Genomic DNA, 24405 nt, shown 5'->3' on the forward strand with positions numbered 1-24405 from the left:
CCGCGCCGGCCTGGCCGTGGCGGGGAGCGATGTGAGCGGTGTCTGTGGTGTCAGCGGTGCGCGGCCGACGAGAGAAGCATCGGCAGCGAGAGGAAGTCGCCGAGGGCCCGCTGGCCGGCGATGTTGACGTGGACCCCGTCGCCGGTGTCGTAGGCGGGATCGATGCCGTTGGGCCTCAGCGGGTCCTTGAGCACCTGGTCGAAGTCCAGCACGCCGTCGCAGGTGTCGTCGCAGGTGTTCCGCTTCTTGACGTGGGTGCCCACGGCGTGGCGGTCGAGGTTGTTCTGGTCGGTGTAGCCGGGGCGCGACGTGATGGGCGTGACGTAGACCTTGACCCCGGCGGCGTGCAGACGCCGGAACACCTCGTCGTAACTGCGCAGGATCTGGGCGGCGTCGCAGCCGTTGGCGAGGTCGTTGGTGCCGTAGTAGTACAGGACTCCGGTCACCCCGTGCAGGTCGAGCACGTCACGGTCCAGCCGGGCCGCCGCGTCGAGGCCGCGAATCCCGGCGGGGTTGCGCGGGCAGTCCGCGGAGCTCGTCGTGCCGCCGATGCCCGCGTTCGCGATCGCGAGCTGCCGGTCGCGCGGGAGTTCGGCGTCGACACGCCGGGCGACCTCGTCCGTCCAGCGGTGATCGGTCCCGTCCGGTGTGCAACCGGTCCCGCAGTTGTCGCTGCCGGTCCCGTCGACCACCGAGCTCCCGTACGCGACGATCGTGCCCTTGAGCGCCGGGTTGTGTACGTCGACGGCGCTGACCAGATACGTGGAGCCGACCGTCTGCGTGTACGCGGAACCGCTCGCCTCGGACGTGTGGTCGCCCGAGCCGGGCGGGGTCAGGTAGTTGGTGCGGAAGGCGCCGGTGTGTCTTCCCGGGGTGACCGTGCCGGACACGGAGAGGGAGACCGCTATGTCGTCCTGCGCCCGGGTCTTCAACTGCGAGGCGTCGCTCCACACCTGGCCGCCGGGCGGGACGACGACCCCGGGCAGGCCCTCGAAGGTGACGGCGCGGACGTCGCCTTCGAGGGCGGCGCCTCCCCCGTCGCTCCTGCCGACGGTCGCGGCGTCGACGGTCAGCGGGGTCGTGCCGAAGGTGTTCTGGATCCGGACCCGCAGCGCCCCGCCGCCCTGGCTGAGGTGCGTGATCATGCGAACGGACTGGTCACGCAGGGGAGTCGGGGCCAGTTCCTGCTGGGACTGGGCCCAGGACGTGAACCATGCCCGCTTCGCGGGCCCTGCTGAGGACGAGGCCGCGGACGAGGACGCGGACGGGGCCGTGGTGGACGCCGTCGCGGTCGCGGTGGTGGCGGAGACCGCCGACCCGGACGCCACGAGTGTCAGGGCCAGCGCCACCGCGGCGCGCCGCAACGATCTGGTTCGCAGGGAGTCGGCGCGCGGTGAACTCGTCCGTGACGAGGTCGTCCGCCATGGCTTCGTCCGCCATGAGTTCGTGCGGCGTGAAGGTGTGCGCGGTGGGGCGGTGCGGAAAGAGGGCACGGGGATCCCTTCGGGGTCGTACGGCCCCGGCACGGGTGGGACTGCCGGAACCGCAGCGGCTCAGTCCCGTATGGCTTGCCCCTGGGGTCGCTGTGTCAGACGTGGCGGTCCGTGCCAATCACCGATCGCGCGCGACCGGTCCAACTGGTCCGCCCGGCCCCGCACTTGCCCGTACCGCCGACTCTGCCCCGGTGTCCCGGCCCCTGCTCCCCACCCCGTGGTCACGAGGTGCGGGCGACTCCCACGTAGATGCCGCTGCCCTCGGGTGTCGGCTCCTCGCCCGGGGCGGCCCACTCCGTCGCCGTCACCAGGCCGGGCGCCACGAGGTCGAGGCCGTCGAAGAAGCGCCCCACCTCGGACCGGGTGCGGAAACCGAGCTGGATACCGCCCTTGGCGTACTCGGCGGTGACCTGTGCGGCGAGTTCCGGATACAGGTCAGAGGCGGCGTGCGACAGCACCAGATAGCTGCCCGGCGGCAACGTGTCGACCAGGGCACGGACGATCGAGTGGGCGTCCTGCTCGTCGGGGATGAAGTGCATCAGCGCGATCAGGGACAGCGCGATCGGGCGGGAGAAGTCCAGGACGTGCCTGGCGTGCTCGACGATGGCCTCGGGCTGCCGTACGTCGGCCTCGATGTAGTCGGTGACCCCGCCGGGGTGGCTGATGAGCAGCGCCTCGGCGTGCCGCAGGACGATCGGGTCGTTGTCGGTGTAGACGACCTTCGCCGTCGGCACGACGTTCTGGACGATCTGGTGGAGGTTGGGCTCGGTGGGGATGCCGGTCCCGATGTCCAGGAACTGGTCGATGCCCTGGGTGGCGAGCCAGGCGGCCGCGCGGTGCATGAACTGGCGGTTCTGCCGGGCCGCGTCCTTGGCCTCGGGCGGCAGCTGTTCGCCCACCGCCTCGTCGACCGGGTAGTTGTCCTTGCCGCCCAGCAACCAGTCGTAGACGCGTGCGGGGTGCGCCTTGTCGGTCACGATCTTCGGGAACTGCTGTGGGCCGGTGGACATGGCAACTCCGTCGCGCCAAAAGAGCCAAATGAATGGGGCGGATCGACTGTTCGATCACCTTGGTGGAGTACATCATGTGACCCGCGCGCGAGGAAAGTACCACCCTGCCCCACGAGGACAACCCGCCTCACACGAAAACCCGACACCCTGTCAGCCCGAGGCCCCTGGCCTCCCACGCCCCTTGGTCCCCCCCCAGGCCCTCGGGCCCCACGGCCGCGGTCACCGCGGCGCCCGCGTCCGCCGCGGCCGAAAACATGTGCCCGCGGTGACGAACGCGCAGCAAGCAATGGTCAATTCAAGCCGTTGTCTTGTCACATCCATGACAACCTGTGCGCCTGATGTCACTCTGCTGTCGAACGTTCACCCTTCGTTCACGACGTCACACCCCCCACTCACACATCCCCCGCATTCTCACGTCTCACGCGCCGCCGAGTTCTCCGGCGCCTCCGTGTGCACCTCGTGCTGCGCTTCTTCCCGCTCCACCCCCGGTTCCGGGCCGGCCGTACCCAGTCGGCCCGTTCGCCGCCGGCCCCCACCAGGAGCCGGCTGTCGCAGGAGGAGAAGACCTTGTCCGTGTCCCACCGCTCAGCCCGCCGGCGCAGACGCGCCGCAGCCCTGGCCCTCACGACCGCGAGCTCGATGCTCGTCCTCGGCGTCCAGGTCGGACCCGTGTCCGCCGCACCCGCCGACCCCGGCTCCTCGAAGATCGTCGCCACCCCGCGCGCCGGCGCCGCCCAGGTCACCCTGTCGCCCACCGCGCGCGCCGCTCTGCTCAAGAGCGCCACCGCCGAGTCCGGTGACACGGCCGAGGAACTCGGCCTCGGCTCGAAGGAGAAGCTGGTCGTCAAGGACGTCGTCAAGGACGCCGACGGCACCACCCACACCCGGTACGAGCGCACCTACGCGGGGCTTCCGGTCCTCGGCGGCGACCTCGTGCTGCACGAGAAGAGCGGCCGGAGCACCACCTCCAAGGCCACCCGCGCCACCATCAAGGTCGCCACCACCACGCCCAAGATCTCCGCGGCCCGTGCCGGGGACAAGGCCCTGGCGGTCGGCAAGGCGGCCGACGTGGAGCGGTCCGAGGTCGAGGGCAAGCCCCGGCTCGTCGTCTGGGCCGCCGGATCCGCCAAGCCGGTCCTGGCCTGGGAGTCCGTCGTCGAGGGGTTCCAGGAGGACGGTACCCCCAGCGAACTGCACGTCGTCACCGACGCGAGCAGCGGGAAGGTCGCCGCCCGGTACGAGGGCGTGCACACCGGAACGGGCACGGGTCAGTACAGCGGCGAGGTCTCGGTCGGCTCCACGCTGTCCGGTTCGACGTACCAGCTCGTCGACGGCGACCGCGCCGGGCAGCGCACGTACGACCTGAACCAAGGGACCTCGGGCACCGGCACACTCTTCACCGATGACAACGATGTCTGGGGTGACGGCACGCAGGCCAACCGGCAGACCGCCGGGGTGGACGTGGCCTACGGCGCGGCGGCGACCTGGGACTACTACAAGGACACCTTCGGCCGCAACGGCATCCGCAACGACGGTGTGGCCGCCTACAGCCGGGCCCACTACGGCAACAGCTACGTCAACGCCTTCTGGCAGGACTCCTGCTTCTGCATGACGTACGGCGACGGCTCGGGCAACGCCAGCCCGCTGACCGCGCTGGACGTGGCGGCCCACGAGATGTCCCACGGCGTCACCAGCGCCACCGCCAACCTGAACTACTCGGGGGAGTCGGGCGGCCTCAACGAGGCGACCTCGGACATCTTCGCCGCCGCGGTGGAGTTCCACTCCGACCTCGACGCCGACGTCCCGGACTACCTGGTCGGCGAGAAGATCGACATCAACGGCGACGGCACCCCGCTGCGTTACATGGACAAGCCCTCCCAGGACGGCCGGTCCCGTGACTACTGGGACGCGTCGCTGGGCGGCATCGACGTCCACTACTCCTCCGGTCCCGCGAACCACCTCTTCTACCTGCTGTCCGAGGGCAGCGGGGCGAAGACCGTCAACGGGGTGTCCTACGACAGCCCGACCTACGACGGCGTGCCCGTGACGGGCATCGGCATCGAGAACGCGGCGAGCATCTGGTACCGCGCCCTGACGACGTACATGACCTCGACGACCAACTACGCGGGCGCCAGGACCGCGACGCTGCAGGCCGCCACGGACCTCTTCGGCGCCTACAGCGAGACCTACCTCGCCGTCGCCGCCGCCTGGGCCGGCATCAACGTCGGTGACCGCATCGCCCTCGGAGCCAACCTCGCGCCGATCGGCGACCAGACCTCCGGTGTCGGCCAGGAGGTGTCCCTTCAGCTCGAGGCCTACACCACCAACTCGGACGCGACGCTGACCTACGAGGCCACCGGCCTGCCCGACGGCCTGACCCTCAGCGACAGCGGGCTGATCTCCGGCGTCCCGACCGCCACCGGTACCAACGAGGTGACCGTGACGGTCACCGACAGCACGGGTTCGGCCGTCACGGACACCTTCGAGTGGCGGGTGGCCTACATCTACGGCAGCAGCACCCGCGTCGACATCCCCGACGCCGGCGCCGCGGTCGAGTCGCCCATCACCATCACGGGCCGCCCGGGGAACGCCTCGGCGACCACGGAGGTCTACGTCAACATCGTCCACACCTACCGGGGCGACCTGACGGTCGATCTGGTGGGCCCCGACGGGACCGTGTACTCGCTGCTGAACCGCAGCGGGGGCTCCGCCGACAACGTGGACCAGACCTTCACGGTGAACGCCTCGGCGCAGTCCGTCGACGGCACGTGGAAGCTGCGGGTGCGTGACCTGGCGGCCATCGACGTGGGGTACGTCCAGCAGTGGCGGATCACCCCCTGACCTGCCGCCGCGCACGACCAGGGCGGTGAAGGACGACCGCCCGCCCGGACCGCCCGCCCGGACCGCTCATCGGTCGGGGCGGGCGGTTCCCGTCCCGTCTCCAGGGGGCGGCGTCAGCTCCAGGGGGCGCGTCAGCGCGCCGCGCCGGCGCCGCCCCGGAACCGGTCGTACGAGAGGACCGCGAGCGCCACCGTCAGCGCGCCCAGGAGCCAGCCGCCGAGCACGTCCGACGGCCAGTGCACGCCCAGCCAGATCCGGGTGAACCCGACACCGGCGACGGACACCACCGCCACGGCCAGCGCGGTACGCCACAGGACGCGCCCGGCGCCGTAGAGGCGCAGCAGCCACAGGAGCAGGCCGCACACCACCGTGGCCGTCATGGCGTGCCCGGAGGGAAAGGCCGCGAAGTGGGCGGAGTCCACAGGGTCGGGCCAGACGGGGCGTTCACGGCCGATCGCCGCCTTGAGCCCCTGCTGGAGCAGGGTGCCCAGGACGCAGGTGACCGTCAGCCACAGGGCGAGCCACCGGGCGCCGTGGCGCAGCAGCAGCCAGAGCACCGCGACGGTGATCAGGGCGCGCATCGCCCAGGGATCCCACACCCAGTCCGTGAGGACACGGAACACCTGGGTCAGATCGGGGTCGTCGACCGCCCAGCGGTGGGTGGTGCGGGCGATGTCGCCGTCGAGGTCCATGAGCGGGCCCCAGGAGACCGCGACCAGGACGAGCAGCAGCACGGTGGGAAGGGCGAGGGCCGCGGCGACGCGCAGGGCGATCCCGGGGCCGGTCGCGCGGGGCGGCGAGTCGACGGGAGAGTGCATACGCCGATCCTCGCCGACCGGTGGGGCCCGAGGCGAACCCGGGTTCGTGACGCCGGCGCGAAACCTGTCCGGCCGAGGTCTACCCGAGCGCTCGCAGACCCGGCACGAAGGCCACCAGGACCGGGACCACCGGGACCAGCGCCGCGGCCGCGGTGAGCTTCAGCCGACGGGTGGGCGGGAGGCGGTCCGGCGGAGTGAGCAGCCGGTGCACCCGCTGCGGAACATGGGCCTGCGGGGTCGGGCAGGGGCCGAACACGCCACGGTCCTCGTTGAGTTCGACCAGCGCGAGAGCGGTCGTCAGCCGGCCGAACCTGCGTGACGCCATGTCGTCGGCGGCGAGTTCGACCAGCCGGTGCATCTCGTCGCGGAACGCGGAGAACACCGGTACCTGGGGGAAACCGCCTGCCAGCGCGGCCGAGGAATGCAGCAGCCAGTCGTGCCGGGCGCGCGCGTGCCCCTGTTCATGGGCGAGTACGGCGTCCAGTTGCTGCCCCTTGAGACGGCGCAACGCGGCTGTGGTGATGACGAGTTGGGGTGCGGCGCCGGGCAGCCACCAGGCGTCGGGGCGCTCGCCCTCCAGGACGACAAGTCGCTCGCTGCCCGGCTCCTCACCGGGCAACAGCGGTGCGCGTACGAGGAGTTCGCCGCGCCGCCTGCGCCGGCGGGTCCTCGCCCGGCTGATCTCACGGGCCAGCATGGTCGCGGTCCAGAGACCGCCGAGCGCCAGGGTCACCGCCGTCGCCGCGGCCCAGGGCCCTCCGGTGAGCGCGTAGGCCTGCACCACGCCGTGCGGGGCGGGGGCGAAGACCTGGCCGCGCACCGCCTGCCAGGCGGCGGCCGCGCTGAGCGTCATGGAGAGCGCGCAGCAGAGCAGCACGGCCACCACCACGCACTGCCACACCCACAGGGCGACCACCGGTTCGCGGTCCTGCCAGTCCGTCCGGGCAAGCAGCCGCGGAGCGAGAACGGCGGCCAGTGCGCCGAGCAGCAGCAGTGCCGCGGGGACCATCATGGGGGCAGCCTATGAGCGCGGCGGCGCCGTCGGATACGGCTCGTGGTGGCAAGTGACGCAGACCACGATTCCGTACGGCCGGGCCGGGGGAGCGGGGCCCCTGCCCAGAGCGTGAGACAAAACGGCTCAGAGTGCGAGAAGCATGGCGAGCATCCCTATGCCCATGGAGAGCCGGCATGCCCGCGCCAGCTCCAGTCGGTCACCCCAGCCGGCCGGCTGGACGCCTCCGCCCGTGCCCCCGCCGCCCGCGCTCCCCTCCGCGCTCCCGCCGGATCCGGCGACCGTGACCGGGACCGTGACCGGTACGAGCCGCGTCCCGGTCCACAGCACGTAGGCCGTGAAGTACGCGAGCAGCACCCCCGTGAGGACGGGAACCCCGGCATGCGCCCCGCTCGCCATCACCGCGGCCATGTAGACCATGGCGAACGCGCCCACCAGATGGTGCAGATGATGGGAACCGCTCCGCGCCGCCCACAGGGAACGCAGCGCGGCCAGCCCGAAGACGGCCACGTAGCCGCCCCAGGCCCAGCGGGGCGGCGCCAGGACCGCCGCGGGCACGGACATCGCGGCCATGCCGAACCCCATCAGCGCCTCGCCGCCCGCGGCGCGGCGCTGCTCCTCGTCCCCGCTGCGCATCCGCAGCAGGCAGTAGGCGCCGGTCGCCGCGCACAGCGCGACGAGCAGCCAGCCGGGCGACCCCGGTCCGTGCGGTCCGTGCACCGTGTACCTCCCCGATCGACGGCGTCGGACAGTTCGGTCGATTGATGCCCGGACGGACCGAGGCGCAAGCGAGCGCAAGGGGGTACGCGGGGAGCGTGCGGGAGTGCGTGCCGCGGGGAGTCATGACCGGTGATGTATCTTTCACGAGTAAAACACCTGCTAATCTTTTGGTCATGCCCAGTGTCCGACCCCGTCCCAGTCATGCCGCTCCCGCCTCCGGTCCCGGTCCCGCTCCCGCTCTCGTGCGGCGGATGCCCCTCGCCGGTGTCCTGCGTCTCGGCCGACCGTCCGACATCTGGTTCAAGCCGGCGCTGAGTGTCGTCGTCGCCGTCGGCGTGCCGAACCTGACACTGCTGGCGCTCGGGCGGCTGGACCTCGCCCTCTCCACGATGGCCGGGTCGCTCTGCGCGCTCTACGCCCACAACCTCCCGTACGCGGCCCGCCGCCGCACCCTCGCCGGAGTCGTCCTCGGCATGCTCGCCTCGGTCGCCGTCGCGCTGCTCACGGCGTCGCTCACGTCCTCCGCCGTGGTCCTCGTCGCGGTCGGAGCACTGCTCGCCGCCGCGCACAAGACGGTGTGCGACATGACGCGCGTCGGCCCGCCGGGACCGGTGATCTTCACCTTCATCAGCTCGGCCTCCCTCTTCGCCCCGGTGACCCTCGGCCAGGTCCCCGGGCATCTCGCCCTCGTCGCGGTGGCGGGCGCCTGGGCCTGGCTCGTCGGCATGGCACCGGGGCTGCTGCGCCCGCACGGGCCGGAACGCCGGGCTACGGCCCGCGCGCTGAACGCGGCCGCCGCGTACGCCGAGGCGTTCACCACCGGCACGGGCCGCAGCAGGAGCGGCGGTACGGGTGGCGGTACGGGTGGCGGTACGGGCGGCGGTACGAGGAGCGGTCACGAACGGGCCCGTGCCGCCGCGGCCGCCGCCGTGCACGCCGCCTGGCAGTCGCTCCTCGTCACCGGTACGCGTCCGGAGCCCCGCCGCGCCCTCGAACGGCTCGTCGTACGGGCCGAGGTCGCGCTCGCCGCCCCGGCCGACGCGGACCCCGCCCGGCTGCGCTCCTGGGCACGCGACCTGCGCGGCACGCACCCCGTACCCCGGGTGGAGCCGGCCCCGGCCGCCGACGAACTGCTCGGTGCGGAACTCGAACTGGCCGCCGGGAGAGGCAAGTGGAGCAGCAGGCTGGGGCCTCTCCTCCCGCTCGCCCTGCGCACGGCACTCGGCTGTGCCCTCGCCGGTTACGCGTCGTCGGCGCTCGGTGTCGGCCGCCCGTACTGGGCCCTGGTCACCGCCGCCTCGCTCTACCAGGCGAACACCACGCTGACCTGGAGCCGCGGGGTCCAGCGCGTCGTCGGCAACCTCGTCGGCGTCCTGCTCTTCGCGGCCGTCGCCCCGCTCGCCCACCTCGGCCCCGCCGCGCTCGTCCTGTGCTGCCTCGCCTTCAACTTCGGCGCGGAGGCCCTGATCACCCGCAACTACTGGCTCGGCAGCGTCTGTGTGACCCCGATGGCTCTGCTGATCACCGAGTTCACGGGCTTCCAGGAGCCCGGTGGGCTGATGGCGGACCGGACCGTGGACACCCTCGTCGGCGCGGTCGTCGGCTTCCTGGCCGCGGTAGCCGTCACCGACCGGCGGGCCCCGGACCGCATCGAGGACGCTCTCGACACCGTGGAGCGGGCGCGCGAGCACGCGGTACGGCAGGTCGCCGCCGAGTTCCCCGCGCCCGGCGCGCTGGACCTGGCCCGTCGCCGGCTGACCGCCGCACTCGTCGAGCTGCGCGCCACGGCCGACGCGGCGGCCGGCGAGTGGTGGCAGCGCGCCCTGCCCGAGGAGCGGGTGGTGCTCGCCGAGCGGACCGGACACCGTACGCTCGCCGCGACGGTACGACGGCAGGCACCGCACCTTCTGGAGGACGTACAGGCATGACGGCAGCGAACGGGCCCGGAGCGGTCGGATCCGATGCCCCAGGTGACACGTCGCACGGTGGCAGATCGCACGGTGGCGAGTCGGGCGAGTCGGGCACGTACGGCGCGTCGGGCGCGTCGAACGGCGGCGCGTCGTACGGGGCCGCTTCGGCCCGGGACATCTCGGCCCGGGACACGTCGGAGGGGCGGCGGCCGGGCGCGGGGGACACCGTCGCCGCGGTGGTCCGGCAGTGGGAGGTGGTCCACCCCGACCTCGACACCGGACCCATGGAGATCATCGGCCGCATCAACCGCTGTGCCGCGCTCCTCCAGCAGGCCGACGACGCACCGCTGCGGCACGCCGGACTCACCCGGCCCGAGTTCGACCTCCTCGGCGCACTGCGCCGCACGGGTCTCGAACTGACCCCCGGTGAACTGGCCAGGGAGACCTTCTCCTCCGGCGCCGCCGTCACCAAACGGCTGAAGCAGCTGACCGAGCGGGGTCTCGTCGAGCGCCACGGCGACACCCGTGACCGCCGCGTCGCCCACGTCCGCCTCACGGACGCCGGCCGCGCCCTCGTCGACGGCATCCTGCCCCGCCAGCTCTCGTACGAGACGACGGTCCTGTCCGGGCTCGACGGCACGGGGCAGCGCGAACTCGCCGCTCTGCTCGGCGACCTGCTGGTCCAGCTGGAGGGCCGGCTGCGCGCCCCGCGCGTCTGAGCCCGACGTCCCGGGCCGCCGCGTTCCCCTGCCCCGCGCCCCACCGACCTCACAGGACCCAGCGTCCTCGTCGGCCAACTGCCTTACGTCCGTTGACGGTTGCCACGGGCGGCTCTACTGTCCCGGACGCACTCTCGAAACTTTGCAGAGGTCTCCCGGAGATTCCGGGAGCGACGTGAAGCCATCATGAGAGGGACGTCCATGAAGCCCCAGAGCTTACGCAGAGCCGCGTCCGTGTTCCTGGCCGCGGCTTCGCTCGTGATCGGGGGAGCCGCCTCCGGTCACACCGCCGCCGGCCCGGGACAGACCGGTACCGGCAGGCAGGCCGCCGCCGAACCCGTACTGCGGGACCTCGCCGCCGCCGAGGGCCTCTACTACGGCACGGCCGTCACGGCCTCCAAGCTCAACGGCACCTACGGCACGATCGCCGCAGAACAGTTCGACTCCATCACACCGGGCAACGAGATGAAGTGGGGCTCCGTCGAACCGACCCGCGGCAGCTTCAACTGGTCCGGCGCCGACGCCGTGGTCGACTTCGCCGAGGCACACGAGCAGAAGGTTCGCGGCCACACCCTCGTCTGGCACAGCCAACTGCCCGGCTGGGTCAGCAACGGCAGCTGGACCGCCGACACCCTGCGGACCGTGCTGACCGACCACATCGCCACCGAGGCCGGCCGCTACCAGGGGCGCATCGACCACTGGGACGTCGTCAACGAGCCGTTCAACGAGGACGGCACGCGCCGCCAGTCGGTCTTCCAGACGGCGATCGGCGACTCGTACATCGCGGACGCGCTCACGGCGGCCCGCGCCGCCGACCCGACGGCGAAGCTGTACGTCAACGACTACAACGTCGAGGGGGTCAACGCGAAGAGCACCGCGCTCTACAACCTCGTGAAGTCCCTGAAGGAACAGGGCGTCCCGATCGACGGCGTGGGACTGCAGGCCCATCTGATCCTCGGTCAGGTGCCCGCCACGCTGCAGGCCAACATCCAGCGCTTCGCCGACCTCGGTGTGGACGTGGCCGTCACCGAGCTCGACATCCGGATGACGGTCCCGGCCACCAGTGCCCAACTCGCCCAGCAGAAGGCCGAGTACAAGGCGGTCACCGCCGCCTGTGCGGCTGTGGCGCGCTGCGAGGGCGTCACGGTGTGGGGCTTCACCGACTCCGACTCCTGGATCCCGGACGTGTTCACCGGGTACGGCGCCGCGACCCCGTACGACGAGAACTTCCAGCCCAAGCCCGCTTTTTACGGCATCGCCGAGGCGCTCGGCTGGACCGACGACGGCACGCCCGACCCGGTGGGCGCCTGCGCGGTCACCTACGTCGTGCAGAACCAGTGGAACACCGGCTTCACCGCACAGGTCACGGTCAGGAACACGAGTACCGCCGCCGTCGACGGCTGGCGACTGGCGTGGAGCTGGCCCGCCGGGCAGAGCGTGACGCAGGCCTGGAACGCGACCGTCACCCAGTCCGGCTCCGCCGTCACCGCCGCCGACGCCGGGTACAACGCGATCGTCGCACCGGGCGCGGCGGTCACGTTCGGCTTCAACGGCTCCTGGTCCGGCGGCAACACCGCACCCACGGCCTTCGCCCTCAACGGGACGGCCTGCACGACGTCGTAGGGGCCCGGGTGCCGACGGAACCGTAAAATCCCTCGGCACCCGCACCCGCACCCGCACCCGGGCCGCCGTTCTTCGCCGTCGCCGGCCCAGGCGGACCGTGTCCGTCAGCGCGGGTGCCGGAGCGCGGACGCGGTGGGCACCGGGGCCGAACCGTCCGCGCGCAGCGGGTGGAGCACCAGCGGCGCGGCGGCCTCCTGGGCTCGCAGACCGTACGCGTCCCACCACTCGGAGCTGCCGTCCTCGATGCAGCGCAGCAGCACCCCTTCGCGCAGCGCCCACGGGCAGACGGTCACCTCGTCGATGCCCATGAGCTTCATCGTCGTGTGCGCGACGATCGCACCGGCCAGGGACTGACCGGAACGGGCCAGGGAGATGCCCGGCAGCAGGGCGCGCTCGGCGGACGGCAGCGCCGCAAGCTGCTTCACGGCCCTCTCCAGGTCGGAGCGGGCCATGCTGCGCGGAGTGAAGGGTCCCGACCGGCCGGGGGCGGCCCCGCACAACCGGCCCAGCTGCTGGAACATCCGCGAGCTGACGACCGCCGTCCGGGGAGCCTCCCAGCGGATACGGGCCGCGACGTCGCGCAGCTGATGGCGCACGTGGCGGCGCAGCTGCCGGGTCCTGTTCGGCGACGGCGGGTCCTGGCCGCGGAAGAACTCCCGGGTCAGCCGGTTGGCGCCGAGCGGCAGCGAGATCGCGAAGTCGGGCAGCTTGCTCCGGCCGAAGGCCACTTCCAGCGAGCCGCCGCCGATGTCCAGCAGGGCCAGCGGCCCCGCGCGCCAGCCCATCCAGCGCCGGGCGGCCAGGAAGGTCAGCTCCGCCTCCACCTCGCCGGGCAGTACGTGCAGCGGCACCCCCGACTCGGCGGCGACCCGCGCGAGCACCTCGGAGCGGTTCGGGGCGTCCCGCACGATCGCGGTGGCGAAGGCGAAGGGCTGGGCCACGCCCCAGCGCCTGCCCTCGTTCCGGGCGTCCTCCACGGCCTCCACCAGCCGGTCCACCTGTTCCGCCGGCAGCTGACCGCCGCGTTCCACATGGGCGGAGAGCCGCAGCCGGCGCTTGGCCGTGTGGACGGGCAGCGGAACCGCGCCGTCCGTCTCCGCGATCACCAGCCGCACCGTGTTCGAGCCGACATCAAGTACACCCATTCGCATCCCCTCCCCGTACCCCGGGTTTCCCTCGGCATACCGGAATTCCTTCATCACGAGGGATTGAACGGGCGAAAAGCGGGCACCCGGGGCCGCTTCGCACCGGGAACGGCGGGGAACGGCGTGAACGGCTGGCATGAACGGCTGGCATGAACGGCTGGCGTGAACGCCGAGCACGCCGGAGGACACCGGGAACGTTTCGGGGACATCCCCACTGGCTACTCGGACCGCATGGTGCACATCGGATACACGATGATGACCGAGCAGGCCGGGCCCCGTGACCTCGTGGCGCACGTGGTCGCCGCCGAGAAGGCGGCCTTCGACTTCTCCGTCACGTCGGACCACTACTTCCCCTGGCTGGCGGAGCAGGGGCACGCGCCGTACGCGTGGAGCGTCCTGGGCGCCGCCGCGCAGGCCACCTCCACGATCCCCCTCATGACGTACGTGACCTGCCCGACGACCCGCTACCACCCGGCGGTCGTCGCGCAGAAGGCCGCCACCACGCAGCTGCTGGCCGAGGGCCGCTTCCGGCTCGGACTGGGTTCCGGCGAGAACCTCAACGAGCACGTGGTGGGCCGGGGCTGGCCCGCCGCGCACGTACGCCTCGACATGCTGGAAGAGGCCGTCGAGATCATCCGCGCCCTCTTCGAGGGCGAGAACGTCAACCACCACGGCGCGCACTTCGACGTGGTGAACGCCCGGCTCCTCGACCTGCCGGACGAGCCGCCGCCCATCGGTGTGGCCGTCTCCGGCGAGCGCTCCTGCGCCCTCGCCGGCCGGCTGGCCGACCTGGTGATCGCCACCGAGCCGAAGGCCGAGCTGATCGACTCCTTCGACCGGCACGGCGGCAGCGGCAAGCCCCGGGTGGGCCAACTGCCCGTCTGCTACGACACGGACAAGGACGCGGCGGTGGCGCGGGCGCACGAGCAGTTCCGCTGGTCGCTCGGCGGCTGGCCGGTCAACTCAGAACTCCCCGGCCCGGCGAGCTTCGACACGGCCACCCGGTACGTACGGCCCGAGGACGTCGCCCGGAGCATCCCCTGCGGCGACGACGTGGACGCCTTCGTCGACGCCGTCCGCCCCTACGTCGACGCGGGCTTCACCGAGGTCGCCCTGGTCCAGATCGGCGGCGACCACCAGTTCCCCTTCCTGGACTGGGCACAGAGGAAACTGCTGCCCGCGCTGAGAGACCTGTGAACCGTCCGGCACACGCACCGCACACGCACACTCAGGACCGGACCGATGAGTTCCTCGGCGGACTCAGGTCTTCACCTGGACGGAACGCACGACACGGCCTGCCCGAGAACATGACGGACGGGCTGGACGGCGTCGGCTGACCGGTACACGTCGGCTGGACATCTCTCATCGACGAGGACACACCATGGCGGACAGTGAACCGGATGTCTTGTTGGGGCCCTTCTCGTCCCCGGGCGCGCGAGCGACGCCATGGGCGTCGGTGTCGGCGATCCTTGGGGAGGCGGAGGTCTTCTGGCTGTCCACGGTGCGGCCCGACGGGCGCCCGCACGTGACGCCGGTGCTGGCGGCCTGGACTCTGGGCGGACTGTGCTTCACCACGGGCGGCCAGGAGCGCAAGGCGCGAAATCTCGAGCACAGTCCCCGCTGTGTGCTGACGACCGGCACGAATGCCCTGACCGGTGTGGACGTCGTCATCGAGGGTGCCGCATCCGTGGTGGACAGGGGCTCCGAGCGCGCACGGGCCCTTGCGGACTTCGAACGGAAGTACGGTACGCATCTGACCGGCCCTGAGGGTGCCTGGTACGGGTTGCGCGAGGCCGTCATGGCCGACGAGGTCAGGCTGTACCGGGTCGAGCCGATCGTCGGATTCGCTTTCGGCAAGCTGCCGACCTCCAGTGAGACCCGCTACACCTGGCCGAGCCGGTGACGACGATGCCCTCACTGCGGCGGCAGATCCAAAGTGGCGTCGACGAACTCGTCGATACGGGAGCCGAGACGGGCCTGCAGGTCGCCGTGTACCACCGCGGTGCTCTGGTCGGTGACGCCGTCGCCGGTGTCGCCGACAGCCGGAGCGGGCGCGCGGTGACCTCGCGGACCCCGTTCTTCAGCTTCTCCGCGGGCAAGGTCATGACGTCGCTGATCGCTCACCTGCTCGTCGGGACCGGAGCCGTCGGTTACGACACACCCGTGGTCGAGGTGTGGCCGGAGTTCGGTGCCCACGGCAAGGAGATCGCGACTCTTCGGCACGTGCTGACCCACTCGGCCGGTGTGCCGGGGATGCCCCGGTGTATCGGACCCGCCGATCTGACCGACTGGCCGCGGGTCTGCGGCGCGATCGCCGGTGCCGAGCCGCAGTGGCGACCCGGGACCCGGACGGGGTACCACGCGTTCACCTTCGGCTTCCTGGTCGGTGAATTCACCCGCAGGGCCACCGGCAAACCGATGCGGCAGCTCCTGCGCGAGTGGGTCACCGAGCCCCTGGGCATCGACGGCGACCTGTATTTCGGTGTGCCCCGCACCGAACTGGCCCGGTTGGCGCGGCTCGAAGACGCAGCCCCTCAACCGGCAGCCCCTCAACCGGCCGCGGCACCGGACGGCGGCGCCCTTCTCGCGCCCTGGGAACTGCGGCCGACCGCGGCCATGGGGAACAGCCACGAGATCCTGTCGGCGGACATCCCGTCGGTCGGTACCTTCACCGCGCGGGGAGTCGCTGCCATGAACGCGGCGCTGCTCGAAGGGCGGCTCATCGACCCGCACCAGCTCGACGAGCTGACAGCGGTGGCCTTCGAGGGAACCGACCAGGTCTTCGGCAACCACGTACGGCTGGCCCTGGGCTATCCACTCGGACGTATCGGTGCTCGGCCGGACGAGGCGTCCACCGCGTTCGGCTGGGCCGGCGGTGGCGGCAGCTACGTCTACGCCGACACCACCACCGGCGTCTCCTTCGCGCTGACCAAGACCCGTCTCACTCCCCACCTCGACACCGCGCGGCGACTCTCGGACATGACGACCGCGGAGATCGACCCGCACGCTTGAGCCTCGGCACGATGGGGGATCGAGCAGCCCCGCGCCTGACGGCCGCCGACCCGTGAGCCGCCGGGGCACCGGTACCCGGCCGGATGCCGGATGCCGGGGGACCGTCAGGGCCGTTCCAGATGCGCGAGCACCGCGCGTACGGCCCGGGACACCGCCGCACGGGACTCGTCCGTCGGTTCGTCGAGCTCGAAGCCGTGCCGGCCGTGCGGGACCTCGACGATCTCGACCGGGGCCTTCACCTCCTGTGCGGCCGTCACGAACTCCTCCACCGTGGCGGCGATCTGCGGCGTCTCCAGGCCCGCCCTGGTGAGCACGACCGGTGGCGGCGTCGCCCCGGCGGCGCGGAGCGCGGAGACCGGGCCGAAGCGGGGGCCGACCGCACCCCAGCCCGGCAGCGGGGCCATGATCGGATACGTGAGGGCCAGGCAGCGCAGCCACGGCGGCGGAGCGGCCAGCCAGTCCGCGGCGAGCAGCCCGGCGCCGGAGAAGATCCACAGGGCCACGCGCTCCGCGTCCACCCGGGGATCGGCCCGCAGCACCTCGACGGCCCCGGCCACGTCGTCCGCGGCCCGCGCGTAGTCGGTGATGTCGTGCAGGCGGTGGTCCACGACGGCACCCACCACGCCCAGGCTCGCCGCGTGGCGGGCGTAGCCGAGGTAGAACGCCGTATCGCGCGGCGTCGGCACGAGGCCGGGCGGCACCGGACCGCCGTGCACGAACAGCACCGCGGGCCGCGGCTCCGGCGCGCCGCCCGGTTCCGGCAGATGCAGGTCCACCCGTCCGTCGCGCACCCGCGGCCGCTCCGGGGCGTCGAGCAGGAAGGGCCGCGGCGACGCCGGTCCGTCCTCGGGCACCGTCAGCCGCCGCCCCTCGCCGGCGGCCGCGCGCAGCAGCACCTCGGCCAGTTCGCCGGGGCGGGAGAGCATCGGCCAGTGGCCGGTGGCCAGTTCGAAGAAGCCCACCCGCGGATCGGCCAGCTTGCGGAACTGCGGCGGCCCGGTGCGTACCAGCGCCTCGACCAGCTCCAGCGTCATCCCTCCCGCCGTGCACAGGATCCCGCTGGTGGGCACGGCCTCGGCGGCGCCGGTCAGCCGCAGCGGCTGCGTCAGCGTGCGCGCCGGCTGCGGGGCGGCCAGCCGGCTCAGCAGCTCCAGCCGCCGCGCCGAGAGGCCGTCCGTGCTGCCCCACCGCTGCCACTGCTCCGGCTCCGGCGGCGGGAGCGGCTCGTGAGGGCCCGGCGCGCGCAGCAGTTCGTGCGCCGCCGGGTCCCGCACCAGGGCCAGCGCCGTGTCCCCGTCCTGCGGCAGCCCGGCGTCCAGGTGGACGATCCGCGCGACCCGCTCGGGGCGGCGGTCCGCCGCGCCCAGCACGGGGTGGACGGCGTAGTCGTGGCCGACCAGAACCAGCTCCTCGGGCTCCTCCCCGGGCTCCGCCAGGGAGTCGATCAGCCGGACCACGTCCTCGACATGGGTCCCCAGGCCGGCGTCGGGCCGCCTGCTCAGCGTCACGGGGTGCGCCTCGGCGCCCGACTCCCGCAGCCGTTCGGCCACCTCGCTCCAGATCCGTCCGTCGGTGAACGGGCCGGAGACCAGGATGAACACGGACATCGCACCTCCAGGTGGTGGGTTCGTCCCGGGTAACCTAGGAACTCCCCTTGAGGGAGGTTCAACCCTTGCCACCCGACGACACCCTGGGCATCGGCGAGCTCGCCGCGCGGACGGGGACCACGGTCAAGACGGTCCGCTTCTACTCCGACCAGGGCCTGCTGCCCGAGGCCGGGCGCAGCGGCGGCGGCCACCGCAGGTACGGCCCCGAAGCGGTGGCCCGGCTGCGCACGATCCGCGCACTGCGCTCGCTCGGCGTGCCCGTCCCCGAGATCGGGCCGGTACTCGACCGCGAGGACGACGGCGGGGAGGGCTTGGAGGCCGTCGTGGCACGCCGCCTGGACGGCCTCGGCACCGAGCTCGCCGCCCTGCGCTGGCGCGAGGCCGCGCTGCGGGCGCTCCAGGACGGCGCACCGGAACAGCGCGCGGAGCGCCTGGAGGTGATCGGGGCGGTCGGTGTGCCGCCCAGCACCGCCGCCCTCGCGCACTACTGGCGCCGCGTCCTGCCGGTGCGGCTGTCCGCCCGCGTCCGCGGCGCCGTCATCGAGGCGGCCGTCCCGCAGCCCCCGGCCGACCCGACCGCGGACCACGTCCTCGCGTTCGCCCGCCTCCACGCCCTGGCCACGGCCGCCACGGACCACTGCCTGGTGTCCCACCGGCCCGTCACCGCCGCACACCCGGACCTGCTCTACGACGGTCTGCACGAGGCGTACCTGCTGGCGGACGCCGCCCTGCGGGCCGACCGCGCCCCCGGTCCCGGTGAGGCCCTCGACTGCTACGTGGCCGCCCATGCCCGCGATCTCGGCACCCGCGACAGCCCCGCCTTCCGCCGCTCCCTAGCCGTGCGCCTCGCCGCGGCGGACCATCCGGTGATGTCCCGCTACTGGCGGCTGGCCGGGGAACTCACGCCCGGCACGACCCTCGGCGGAGCGGACGTGTGGCTCCGCGAGGCGCTGACCGGGAGCCTGGCGGCGGGCTGATCCCCGTACCGCGTCGCGGCGTCCCGGGCGCTACCGCGTCATGGGCGGTAGCGCAGGGGGTGGTCCGCCGGGACCTCGCAGACGACGATCTCGGTTCCGTCGGGATCAGCGAGCCACATCTCGATCAGCCCCCAGGGCTCCTGCACCGGCGGCCGGCGCACCTCGACCCCCGCGGCCAGGAGCTCCTCGTACGTCGCCGTCACGTCGGCCACCTGGAGCCACAGCTTGACGGCGGGGGAGGGCGACCGCTCGGCACGGCCGGAGAGTTCGAGGAAACCGCCACCGAGGAAGTAGACGGTGCCCCGCTCGGGGCCCGTGCCGAACTCGCGGTAGACGGGCAGCGCGAGCTGCTCGCCGTAGAAGGCCCGGGAACGCTCGGGGTCGGCGGGGCGGAGCAAGGTCCGGCTGCTCAGTACGTGCACCATGTGCCCCGAGCCTAGCGGGAGCGGCGGGAGCGTTACCCTCGGCTGTGCCCGAGCCGCGCCGAGACCGGAGAACCTCCATGCACACCGCCTCCGAGGGACTGACCTTCCGTGACGCCGTCGACACCGACGTGGACGCCCTCGTCGCGCTGATCGAGTCGGCCTACCGAGGTGACTCCAGCCGTGCCGGCTGGACCACCGAGGCGGACATCCTGGAAGGGCAGCGCACGGATCCCGAAGGCGTCCTCGCCGTCGTCGAGTCGCCCGACAGCCGTCTGCTGACCGTCGAGCGCGAGGGCGCGGTGGTCGCCTGCTGTCAGCTCGAACACCGTGGCGCGTACGCCTACTTCGGCATGTTCGCGGTCAGCCCCGCGCTCCAGGGAGCGGGCCTCGGCAAGGTGATCATCGCCGAGGCGGAGCGGCTGGCCCGGGAGACCTGGGGCGTCACGGAGATGCACATGACGGTGATCTCCGTGCGCGAGGACCTCATCGCCTGGTACGAGCGGCGCGGCTACCGCCGTACGGGAGAGACGACTCCCTTCCCGTACGGCGACGAGCGGTTCGGTGTTCCGCAACGCGACGACCTGCGGTTCGAGCTTCTGGTGAAGCCCCTTGCACAGTGAAGCCCCTGCACAGTCGGCACGCCGCCGGACACCGGGCCGGTGCCACGGTCAGGCGGTGAAGCGGCCGGTGCGTTTGATCTCCGGGTAGTCGGTGGTCGCGCCGTCCAGCTCCAGGGCGCGGACCAGCCGCAGGTGGTCCTGGGTGTTCACCACCCAGCCGATGATCCGCAGATCCGCCTTGCGCGCGCGCTCGACGACCTCCAGGGTCAGCCGCCGGATGTTCAGCACGAGCGTGGTGGCACCGACCGCGGTCGCCCGCTCCACGACATCGATGCCATAGCGGCTGGCGACCAGCGCCGTACGGACGCCGGGCACGAGCCGGGCGATCTCGGCGACGGCCTCGTCGTGGAAGGACAGCACCTCGACCCGGCCGACCAGGTCGCGCCGGTTCATCACCTCGGCGAGCGCCCGGGCCGCGGCCACGTCCTTGATCTCGGCCTGGAGGGGGGCCGTGACGGCGTCCAGGACCTCCTCGAACACCGGGACGCGCTCACCGCGTCCCGCGTCCAGCACCCGCAGCTCGGCGAGGGTCTTCTCGGCGATCGGCCCCGAACCGTCGGTCGTACGGTCCACGTCGGCGTCGTGCATGACGACGAGCGCGCCGTCCTTGCTCAGATGCAGATCCAGCTCGATCAGGTCGAGGCCCGCCTGCTGGGCGGCGGTGAAGGAACGAAGGGTGTTCTCGGGTTCGACACCCATGATCCCGCGATGACCGATGGTGAGGAAGTTCAAGGGTTGTCTCCGCTTCCGTCGACGGCGGCTCGGCTGCCGCGCGCTGCGGTCCCGTGCCCACGCGGCAGGCCGCAGCTTAATGGCCCCGAACGGCGTTGGACCCGCCCCGGTGGCCGGGAATGAGGCCTGTCGGCCCCGCGAACGGGCTCTGTCGCACCGGTCCGGCTCACCCCCTCGTGGGCGAGTCCCCCAGCGGGTTGACCAGGCCCCGGCAGAGGGCGGGACGGGCTTCGGGGGAGAGGCGGCCGAAAGTCGACGACTTCCCGGAGAACGGCGGAAGTAACCGATCTCACGGTGTCACACAGGAAAAAACGCGGTGAAGTCGAGAGATGGCGGGACGATCTCCCGGGTCTCCACTTGTGGCGGAGAGTCTCCCATGCATACGGTGTTCGGACGCGAGGTTCTCCCGTGGAGGATGGGTCATGACGGAAATTCTTGTGCAGGTGGGTGCGGAGGAGCAGGTTCCTCCCAGGAGCAGGGTGGTGAGCCACCAGGCCTGGCCCGTGCTCAAGGATGCCGTGGAGCGGATTCGGCCATGGCAGTCCAAGGACGGGTCGATCGACTTCGACGCCGAGAGGGCCCCCGATCCGGCCGACATCGATCTGGCGGTGCGCCGGATCATGGACGCCGTACAGGAGCTGTCGCCGCTCGCCCCGCACGACGCGGAGTACCACACCGCGCTCGTCAACGACCTGCGACGCTGGGCCGACGGCGGCTTCCGGGTGCCCGACTTCCTCGACTCGCTGCTGGCCTTCCAGCCCGCGGCACACCGCGAGGACGGCCTCGAACACCTGGTCCTCTTCCCGATGTACACGCAGAACGGCAATCCGGACCGCAACTTCGAAGCGGTCGTCCTGCGCATGGTCTGGCCCGACTGGCTGGCCGAGCTGGAGCGCACCCGTTACGACAACCCGCTGTTCTGCGGCATCACCTTCGTGGACTTCACGGCCGGTTACGACACCAACTCGGCCGTGCTCTTCCCGGAGACCATCGCCGTGCGCGAGGCCCCGGAGCGGTTCAGCTGGGGCGGTATCTTCTGCGACCGCGAGGCCGCGCGCTTCCGCAGGGTCACCGAGGCCGCCGTCGACACGCTCGGTGTCGAACTGCCCGACGACATCCGCGAGATGATCGGCGACCAGGCGCGCTGCGAGCAGGCCTTCGTCCTGTGGGACATGGTCCACGACCGCACCCACAGCCACGGCGACCTGCCGTTCGACCCCTTCATGATCAAGCAGCGCCAGCCGTTCTGGATGTACGGCCTGGAGGAGCTGCGCTGCGACCTCACCGCCTTCAGGGAGGCCGTGAAGCTGGAGGCCGACGGCTTCCCGCAGGGCCGCGACGTCCAGTACGCGGTGCTGTTCGACCGGATGTTCCGCTTCCCGGTGACCGGGGACCGCGTCCGCAACTACGACGGCCTCGGCGGCCAGCTGCTCTTCGCCTACCTGCACCAGCACGATGTCGTCCGCTGGACCGACAACAAGCTGTTCATCGACTGGCAGCGCGCCCCGCAGGTCACCAACGAGCTGTGCGCCGAGATCGAGAAGCTGTACCGCGACGGCATCGACCGTCCGAAGCTGGTCCACTGGTTCGCCGCGTACGACATGGTGTCCCGGTACCTCGCCCCGCACCCGGGATCCCGCTGGGCCAAGGGCCCCGACGCCCTGGACGTGACGCAGCCGCCCCGGAAACTGGTGGACGACGTGCTTCCGGACGAGTTTCCCCTGAGCATGTTCTATGAGGCACTCTCCAAGAAGCTGAAGATGGTGATCGCCTCGACCCGGGGCATCACCGCCGCGAGTGCCGAGCGGGTGGCCGCGTGAGCGACCGCGTCCGGGACACTGCTCAGGAGGCAAGGACCATGGGGAACGGTAACGGCGGGGCACTGGGCGGAGCGGTGATCGCGGTGGCCGGCGCGGGTGGGCCGGTGGGCCGGGCGACCCTGCTGAGGCTCGCGGAGGCGGGGGCCGTGGTCGTCGGCTCCGACAACGATCCGGAGCGACTGGCGGAGGCCGTGGACGCGGCCCGCTACGCGCACGGCGGCGCCACCGTCGTCGGCGACACGGTCGACCTGCTGGACCGGGACTCGGCGAAGGAGTGGGCGGTCCGCGTCGAGAAGGACTTCGGGCGCGTCGACGGCCTGGTCCACCTCGTAGGCGGCTGGCGCGGCAGCGAGACCTTCACCAAGACCAGTCTCGACGACTGGGACCTGCTGGAGATGCTGCTCATCCGCACCGTGCAGCACACCTCCCTGGCCTTCCACGAGGCGCTCCAGCGCAGCGAGCGCGGCCGGTACGTCCTGATCAGCGCCGCGGGCGCCGGCAAACCCACCGCGGGCAACGCGGCGTACGCCGCCGCCAAGGCCGCCGCCGAGGCGTGGACGCTGGCCATGGCCGACTTCTTCCGCAAGGCGGGCATCTCCGAGGGCGCCGAGGGCCCCACCTCCGCGGCCGCCATCCTGGTCGTGAAGGCGCTGGTGCACGACGCGATGCGCGCGGAGCGCCCGAACGCGAAGTTCGCGGGCTTCACCGACGTCAAGGACCTGGCCGAGGCCATCGCGGGCGTCTGGGACCGGTCCGCCCCCGAAGTGAACGGAAAGCGTCTGTGGCTGACCGAGAAGCCGTGAACCCGCCGAAGACGGACGCCCGGCGCCGCCACGACCCGCAGGTGCGCGGCTTCGCCAGCGACAACTACGCGGGGGCCCACCCCGAGGTGCTCGCCGCGCTGGCCCTCGCCAACGGCGGGCACCAGATCTCGTACGGCGAGGACGACTACACCGGCCACCTTCAGCAGTTGATGCGCGGTCACTTCGGCGCGGGCGCCGAGGCGTTCCCCGTCTTCAACGGTACGGGCGCCAACGTGGTGGCCCTGCAGGCGCTCACCGACCGCTGGGGCGCGGTGATCTGCGCGGAGAGCGCACACATCCACGTCGACGAGGGCGGCGCTCCCGAGCGCATGGGCGGGCTCAAGCTGCTCACGGTGCCCACGCCCGACGGCAAGCTCACACCCGAGCTGATCGACCGGCAGGCGTACGGCTGGGACGACGAGCACCGGGCGATGCCGCAGGTCGTGTCGATCACGCAGAACACCGAACTGGGCACCGTCTACACACCCGACGAGGTCCGCGCGATCTGTGACCACGCCCACGGGCACGGCATGAAGGTGCACCTCGACGGGGCCCGGATAGCCAACGCGGCCGCCTCCCTCGACGTACCGATGCGGGCGTTCACCAACGCGGTCGGCGTGGACGTCCTGTCCTTCGGCGGCACCAAGAACGGCGCGCTGTTCGGCGAGGCCGTCGTCGTCCTGAACCAGGACGCGGCCGGCCACATGAAGCATCTGCGCAAGCTGTCGATGCAGCTCGCCTCCAAGATGCGCTTCGTGTCGGTGCAGTTGGAGGCCCTGCTCGCCAAGGACCTGTGGCTGCGCAACGCCCGCCACGCCAACGAGATGGCCCAGCGCCTCGCGGAGGGGGTGCGCGCGGTCCACGGGGTGGAGATCCTCTACCCGGTGCAGGCCAACGCGGTCTTCGCCCGGCTGCCCCACGACGTGACCGAGCGCCTGCAGAAGCGGTACCGCTTCTACTTCTGGGACGAGACGGCCGGGGACGTCCGCTGGATGTGCGCCTTCGACACGACGGAGGACGACGTCGACGGCTTCCTGGCGGCGCTCAAGGAGGAGATGGCCCGCTAGCGGCCTCTGCATAGATATACGATCGCCTGAAAAGTCATTGACTCTCGGGTG

Annotated in this window: 21 protein-coding genes; 12 read left to right on the forward strand and 9 right to left on the reverse strand. The window is 72.0% G+C overall.

The features are described from left to right. Window positions 1-50: 50 nt before the first annotated feature. Window positions 51-1349, reverse strand: coding sequence for an SGNH/GDSL hydrolase family protein (locus tag ACLVWQ_RS14035; RefSeq protein WP_414108882.1), 1299 nt, complete (start codon window positions 1347-1349; stop codon window positions 51-53). 365 nt (window positions 1350-1714) lie between these two features. Then, window positions 1715-2503 carry an SAM-dependent methyltransferase gene (locus tag ACLVWQ_RS14040; protein ID WP_414108884.1) on the reverse strand — a complete coding sequence of 263 codons (789 nt, stop codon included), beginning with the start codon at window positions 2501-2503 and terminating at the stop codon, window positions 1715-1717. A 567-nt stretch (window positions 2504-3070) separates the two neighbouring features. Here ACLVWQ_RS14040 and ACLVWQ_RS14045 point away from each other — a divergent pair. Continuing rightward, a complete protein-coding gene (locus ACLVWQ_RS14045; protein WP_414108885.1) occupies window positions 3071-5344 on the forward strand; it encodes a M4 family metallopeptidase in 2274 nt (757 codons plus the stop codon). Between the two features lie 131 nt (window positions 5345-5475). Here ACLVWQ_RS14045 and ACLVWQ_RS14050 read toward each other — a convergent pair whose 3' ends face one another. From ACLVWQ_RS14050 to ACLVWQ_RS14060, 3 genes are all read right to left on the reverse strand, one after another. After that, window positions 5476-6162, reverse strand: coding sequence for a phosphatase PAP2 family protein (locus tag ACLVWQ_RS14050; protein WP_414108886.1), 687 nt, complete (start codon window positions 6160-6162; stop codon window positions 5476-5478). Window positions 6163-6241: 79 nt separating this feature from the next. Further along, entirely contained in the window at window positions 6242-7174 is a 933-nt protein-coding gene (locus tag ACLVWQ_RS14055; protein ID WP_414108888.1) for a M56 family metallopeptidase, read from the reverse strand. A gap of 126 nt (window positions 7175-7300) precedes the next feature. Beyond that, a complete protein-coding gene (locus ACLVWQ_RS14060; protein ID WP_414108889.1) occupies window positions 7301-7894 on the reverse strand; it encodes a DUF5134 domain-containing protein in 594 nt (197 codons plus the stop codon). A gap of 251 nt (window positions 7895-8145) precedes the next feature. Here ACLVWQ_RS14060 and ACLVWQ_RS14065 point away from each other — a divergent pair, with 251 nt between their 5' ends. The 3 genes from ACLVWQ_RS14065 (at window position 8146) to ACLVWQ_RS14075 (ending at window position 12146) form a co-directional block, all read left to right on the forward strand. Next, complete coding sequence (locus tag ACLVWQ_RS14065; protein ID WP_414109055.1) at window positions 8146-9822, forward strand: FUSC family protein; 1677 nt, start codon at window positions 8146-8148, stop codon at window positions 9820-9822. Between the two features lie 158 nt (window positions 9823-9980). Further along, on the forward strand, window positions 9981-10523 hold the full coding sequence (locus ACLVWQ_RS14070; protein WP_414109057.1) for a MarR family winged helix-turn-helix transcriptional regulator: 543 nt from the start codon (window positions 9981-9983) through the stop codon (window positions 10521-10523). Between the two features lie 201 nt (window positions 10524-10724). Next, entirely contained in the window at window positions 10725-12146 is a 1422-nt protein-coding gene (locus ACLVWQ_RS14075; protein ID WP_414108890.1) for an endo-1,4-beta-xylanase, read from the forward strand. 104 nt (window positions 12147-12250) lie between these two features. Here the strand turns inward: ACLVWQ_RS14075 and ACLVWQ_RS14080 are convergent, their stop codons facing one another. Continuing rightward, on the reverse strand, window positions 12251-13297 hold the full coding sequence (locus ACLVWQ_RS14080; RefSeq protein ID WP_414108891.1) for a Ppx/GppA family phosphatase: 1047 nt from the start codon (window positions 13295-13297) through the stop codon (window positions 12251-12253). 225 nt (window positions 13298-13522) lie between these two features. Here ACLVWQ_RS14080 and ACLVWQ_RS14085 point away from each other — a divergent pair, with 225 nt between their 5' ends. The 3 genes from ACLVWQ_RS14085 to ACLVWQ_RS14095 all read left to right on the forward strand — a co-directional run bounded on the left by ACLVWQ_RS14085 (window position 13523) and on the right by ACLVWQ_RS14095 (window position 16303). After that, window positions 13523-14488, forward strand: coding sequence for an LLM class F420-dependent oxidoreductase (locus tag ACLVWQ_RS14085; RefSeq protein ID WP_414109059.1), 966 nt, complete (start codon window positions 13523-13525; stop codon window positions 14486-14488). 184 nt (window positions 14489-14672) lie between these two features. Continuing rightward, window positions 14673-15194, forward strand: a complete 522-nt coding sequence (locus ACLVWQ_RS14090) for a pyridoxamine 5'-phosphate oxidase family protein (protein ID WP_414108893.1) — start codon at window positions 14673-14675, stop codon at window positions 15192-15194. A gap of 5 nt (window positions 15195-15199) precedes the next feature. After that, window positions 15200-16303, forward strand: coding sequence for a serine hydrolase domain-containing protein (locus tag ACLVWQ_RS14095; protein WP_414108895.1), 1104 nt, complete (start codon window positions 15200-15202; stop codon window positions 16301-16303). Window positions 16304-16407: 104 nt separating this feature from the next. Here the strand turns inward: ACLVWQ_RS14095 and ACLVWQ_RS14100 are convergent, their stop codons facing one another. Continuing rightward, complete coding sequence (locus ACLVWQ_RS14100; protein WP_414108897.1) at window positions 16408-17910, reverse strand: alpha/beta hydrolase; 1503 nt, start codon at window positions 17908-17910, stop codon at window positions 16408-16410. A gap of 65 nt (window positions 17911-17975) precedes the next feature. On the opposite strand from ACLVWQ_RS14100, the gene ACLVWQ_RS14105 reads away from it, so the two are divergent. Then, window positions 17976-18887 (forward strand): MerR family transcriptional regulator, encoded by a 912-nt coding sequence (locus ACLVWQ_RS14105; RefSeq protein ID WP_414108898.1) that lies wholly within the window; start codon window positions 17976-17978, stop codon window positions 18885-18887. A gap of 38 nt (window positions 18888-18925) precedes the next feature. Here the strand turns inward: ACLVWQ_RS14105 and ACLVWQ_RS14110 are convergent, their stop codons facing one another. Then, entirely contained in the window at window positions 18926-19312 is a 387-nt protein-coding gene (locus ACLVWQ_RS14110) for a VOC family protein (protein WP_414108900.1), read from the reverse strand. A 77-nt stretch (window positions 19313-19389) separates the two neighbouring features. On the opposite strand from ACLVWQ_RS14110, the gene ACLVWQ_RS14115 reads away from it, so the two are divergent. Further along, window positions 19390-19932 (forward strand): GNAT family N-acetyltransferase, encoded by a 543-nt coding sequence (locus ACLVWQ_RS14115; protein ID WP_414108901.1) that lies wholly within the window; start codon window positions 19390-19392, stop codon window positions 19930-19932. A 48-nt stretch (window positions 19933-19980) separates the two neighbouring features. On the opposite strand, the gene ACLVWQ_RS14120 is transcribed toward ACLVWQ_RS14115, so the two are convergent. Beyond that, window positions 19981-20664 (reverse strand): glycerophosphodiester phosphodiesterase, encoded by a 684-nt coding sequence (locus tag ACLVWQ_RS14120; protein WP_189773929.1) that lies wholly within the window; start codon window positions 20662-20664, stop codon window positions 19981-19983. Between the two features lie 422 nt (window positions 20665-21086). Between ACLVWQ_RS14120 and ACLVWQ_RS14125 the strand changes: the two genes are divergently transcribed. The 3 genes from ACLVWQ_RS14125 to ACLVWQ_RS14135 are packed head-to-tail and all read left to right on the forward strand — an operon-like array spanning window position 21087 to window position 24354. After that, the gene (locus ACLVWQ_RS14125; protein ID WP_414108903.1) at window positions 21087-22484 is read left to right on the forward strand and encodes a DUF6421 family protein; all 1398 of its coding nucleotides are present in this window, start codon (window positions 21087-21089) and stop codon (window positions 22482-22484) included. A gap of 38 nt (window positions 22485-22522) precedes the next feature. After that, window positions 22523-23287 (forward strand): SDR family oxidoreductase, encoded by a 765-nt coding sequence (locus tag ACLVWQ_RS14130; RefSeq protein WP_414108904.1) that lies wholly within the window; start codon window positions 22523-22525, stop codon window positions 23285-23287. Continuing rightward, entirely contained in the window at window positions 23284-24354 is a 1071-nt protein-coding gene (locus ACLVWQ_RS14135; protein WP_414109060.1) for a threonine aldolase family protein, read from the forward strand. Before ACLVWQ_RS14130 ends, ACLVWQ_RS14135 begins: the two co-directional genes overlap by 4 nt. The last annotated feature ends 51 nt before the right edge of the window (window positions 24355-24405 follow it).

This window comes from Streptomyces sp. CWNU-52B (assembly GCF_047444975.1).
Lineage (GTDB): Bacteria > Actinomycetota > Actinomycetes > Streptomycetales > Streptomycetaceae > Streptomyces.

Coding starts and splice junctions, on each gene's coding strand:
- ACLVWQ_RS14090 (WP_414108893.1), top strand. CDS start 14,673: ATGGCGGACAGTGAACCGGATGTCTTGTTGGGGCCCTTCTCGTCCCCG.
- ACLVWQ_RS14050 (WP_414108886.1), bottom strand. CDS start 6,162: ATGCACTCTCCCGTCGACTCGCCGCCCCGCGCGACCGGCCCCGGGATC.
- ACLVWQ_RS14075 (WP_414108890.1), top strand. CDS start 10,725: ATGAAGCCCCAGAGCTTACGCAGAGCCGCGTCCGTGTTCCTGGCCGCG.
- ACLVWQ_RS14065 (WP_414109055.1), top strand. CDS start 8,146: ATGCCCCTCGCCGGTGTCCTGCGTCTCGGCCGACCGTCCGACATCTGG.
- ACLVWQ_RS14085 (WP_414109059.1), top strand. CDS start 13,523: ATGGTGCACATCGGATACACGATGATGACCGAGCAGGCCGGGCCCCGT.
- ACLVWQ_RS14100 (WP_414108897.1), bottom strand. CDS start 17,910: ATGTCCGTGTTCATCCTGGTCTCCGGCCCGTTCACCGACGGACGGATC.
- ACLVWQ_RS14055 (WP_414108888.1), bottom strand. CDS start 7,174: ATGATGGTCCCCGCGGCACTGCTGCTGCTCGGCGCACTGGCCGCCGTT.
- ACLVWQ_RS14115 (WP_414108901.1), top strand. CDS start 19,390: ATGCACACCGCCTCCGAGGGACTGACCTTCCGTGACGCCGTCGACACC.
- ACLVWQ_RS14040 (WP_414108884.1), bottom strand. CDS start 2,503: ATGTCCACCGGCCCACAGCAGTTCCCGAAGATCGTGACCGACAAGGCG.
- ACLVWQ_RS14110 (WP_414108900.1), bottom strand. CDS start 19,312: ATGGTGCACGTACTGAGCAGCCGGACCTTGCTCCGCCCCGCCGACCCC.
- ACLVWQ_RS14080 (WP_414108891.1), bottom strand. CDS start 13,297: ATGCGAATGGGTGTACTTGATGTCGGCTCGAACACGGTGCGGCTGGTG.
- ACLVWQ_RS14125 (WP_414108903.1), top strand. CDS start 21,087: ATGACGGAAATTCTTGTGCAGGTGGGTGCGGAGGAGCAGGTTCCTCCC.
- ACLVWQ_RS14095 (WP_414108895.1), top strand. CDS start 15,200: ATGCCCTCACTGCGGCGGCAGATCCAAAGTGGCGTCGACGAACTCGTC.
- ACLVWQ_RS14130 (WP_414108904.1), top strand. CDS start 22,523: ATGGGGAACGGTAACGGCGGGGCACTGGGCGGAGCGGTGATCGCGGTG.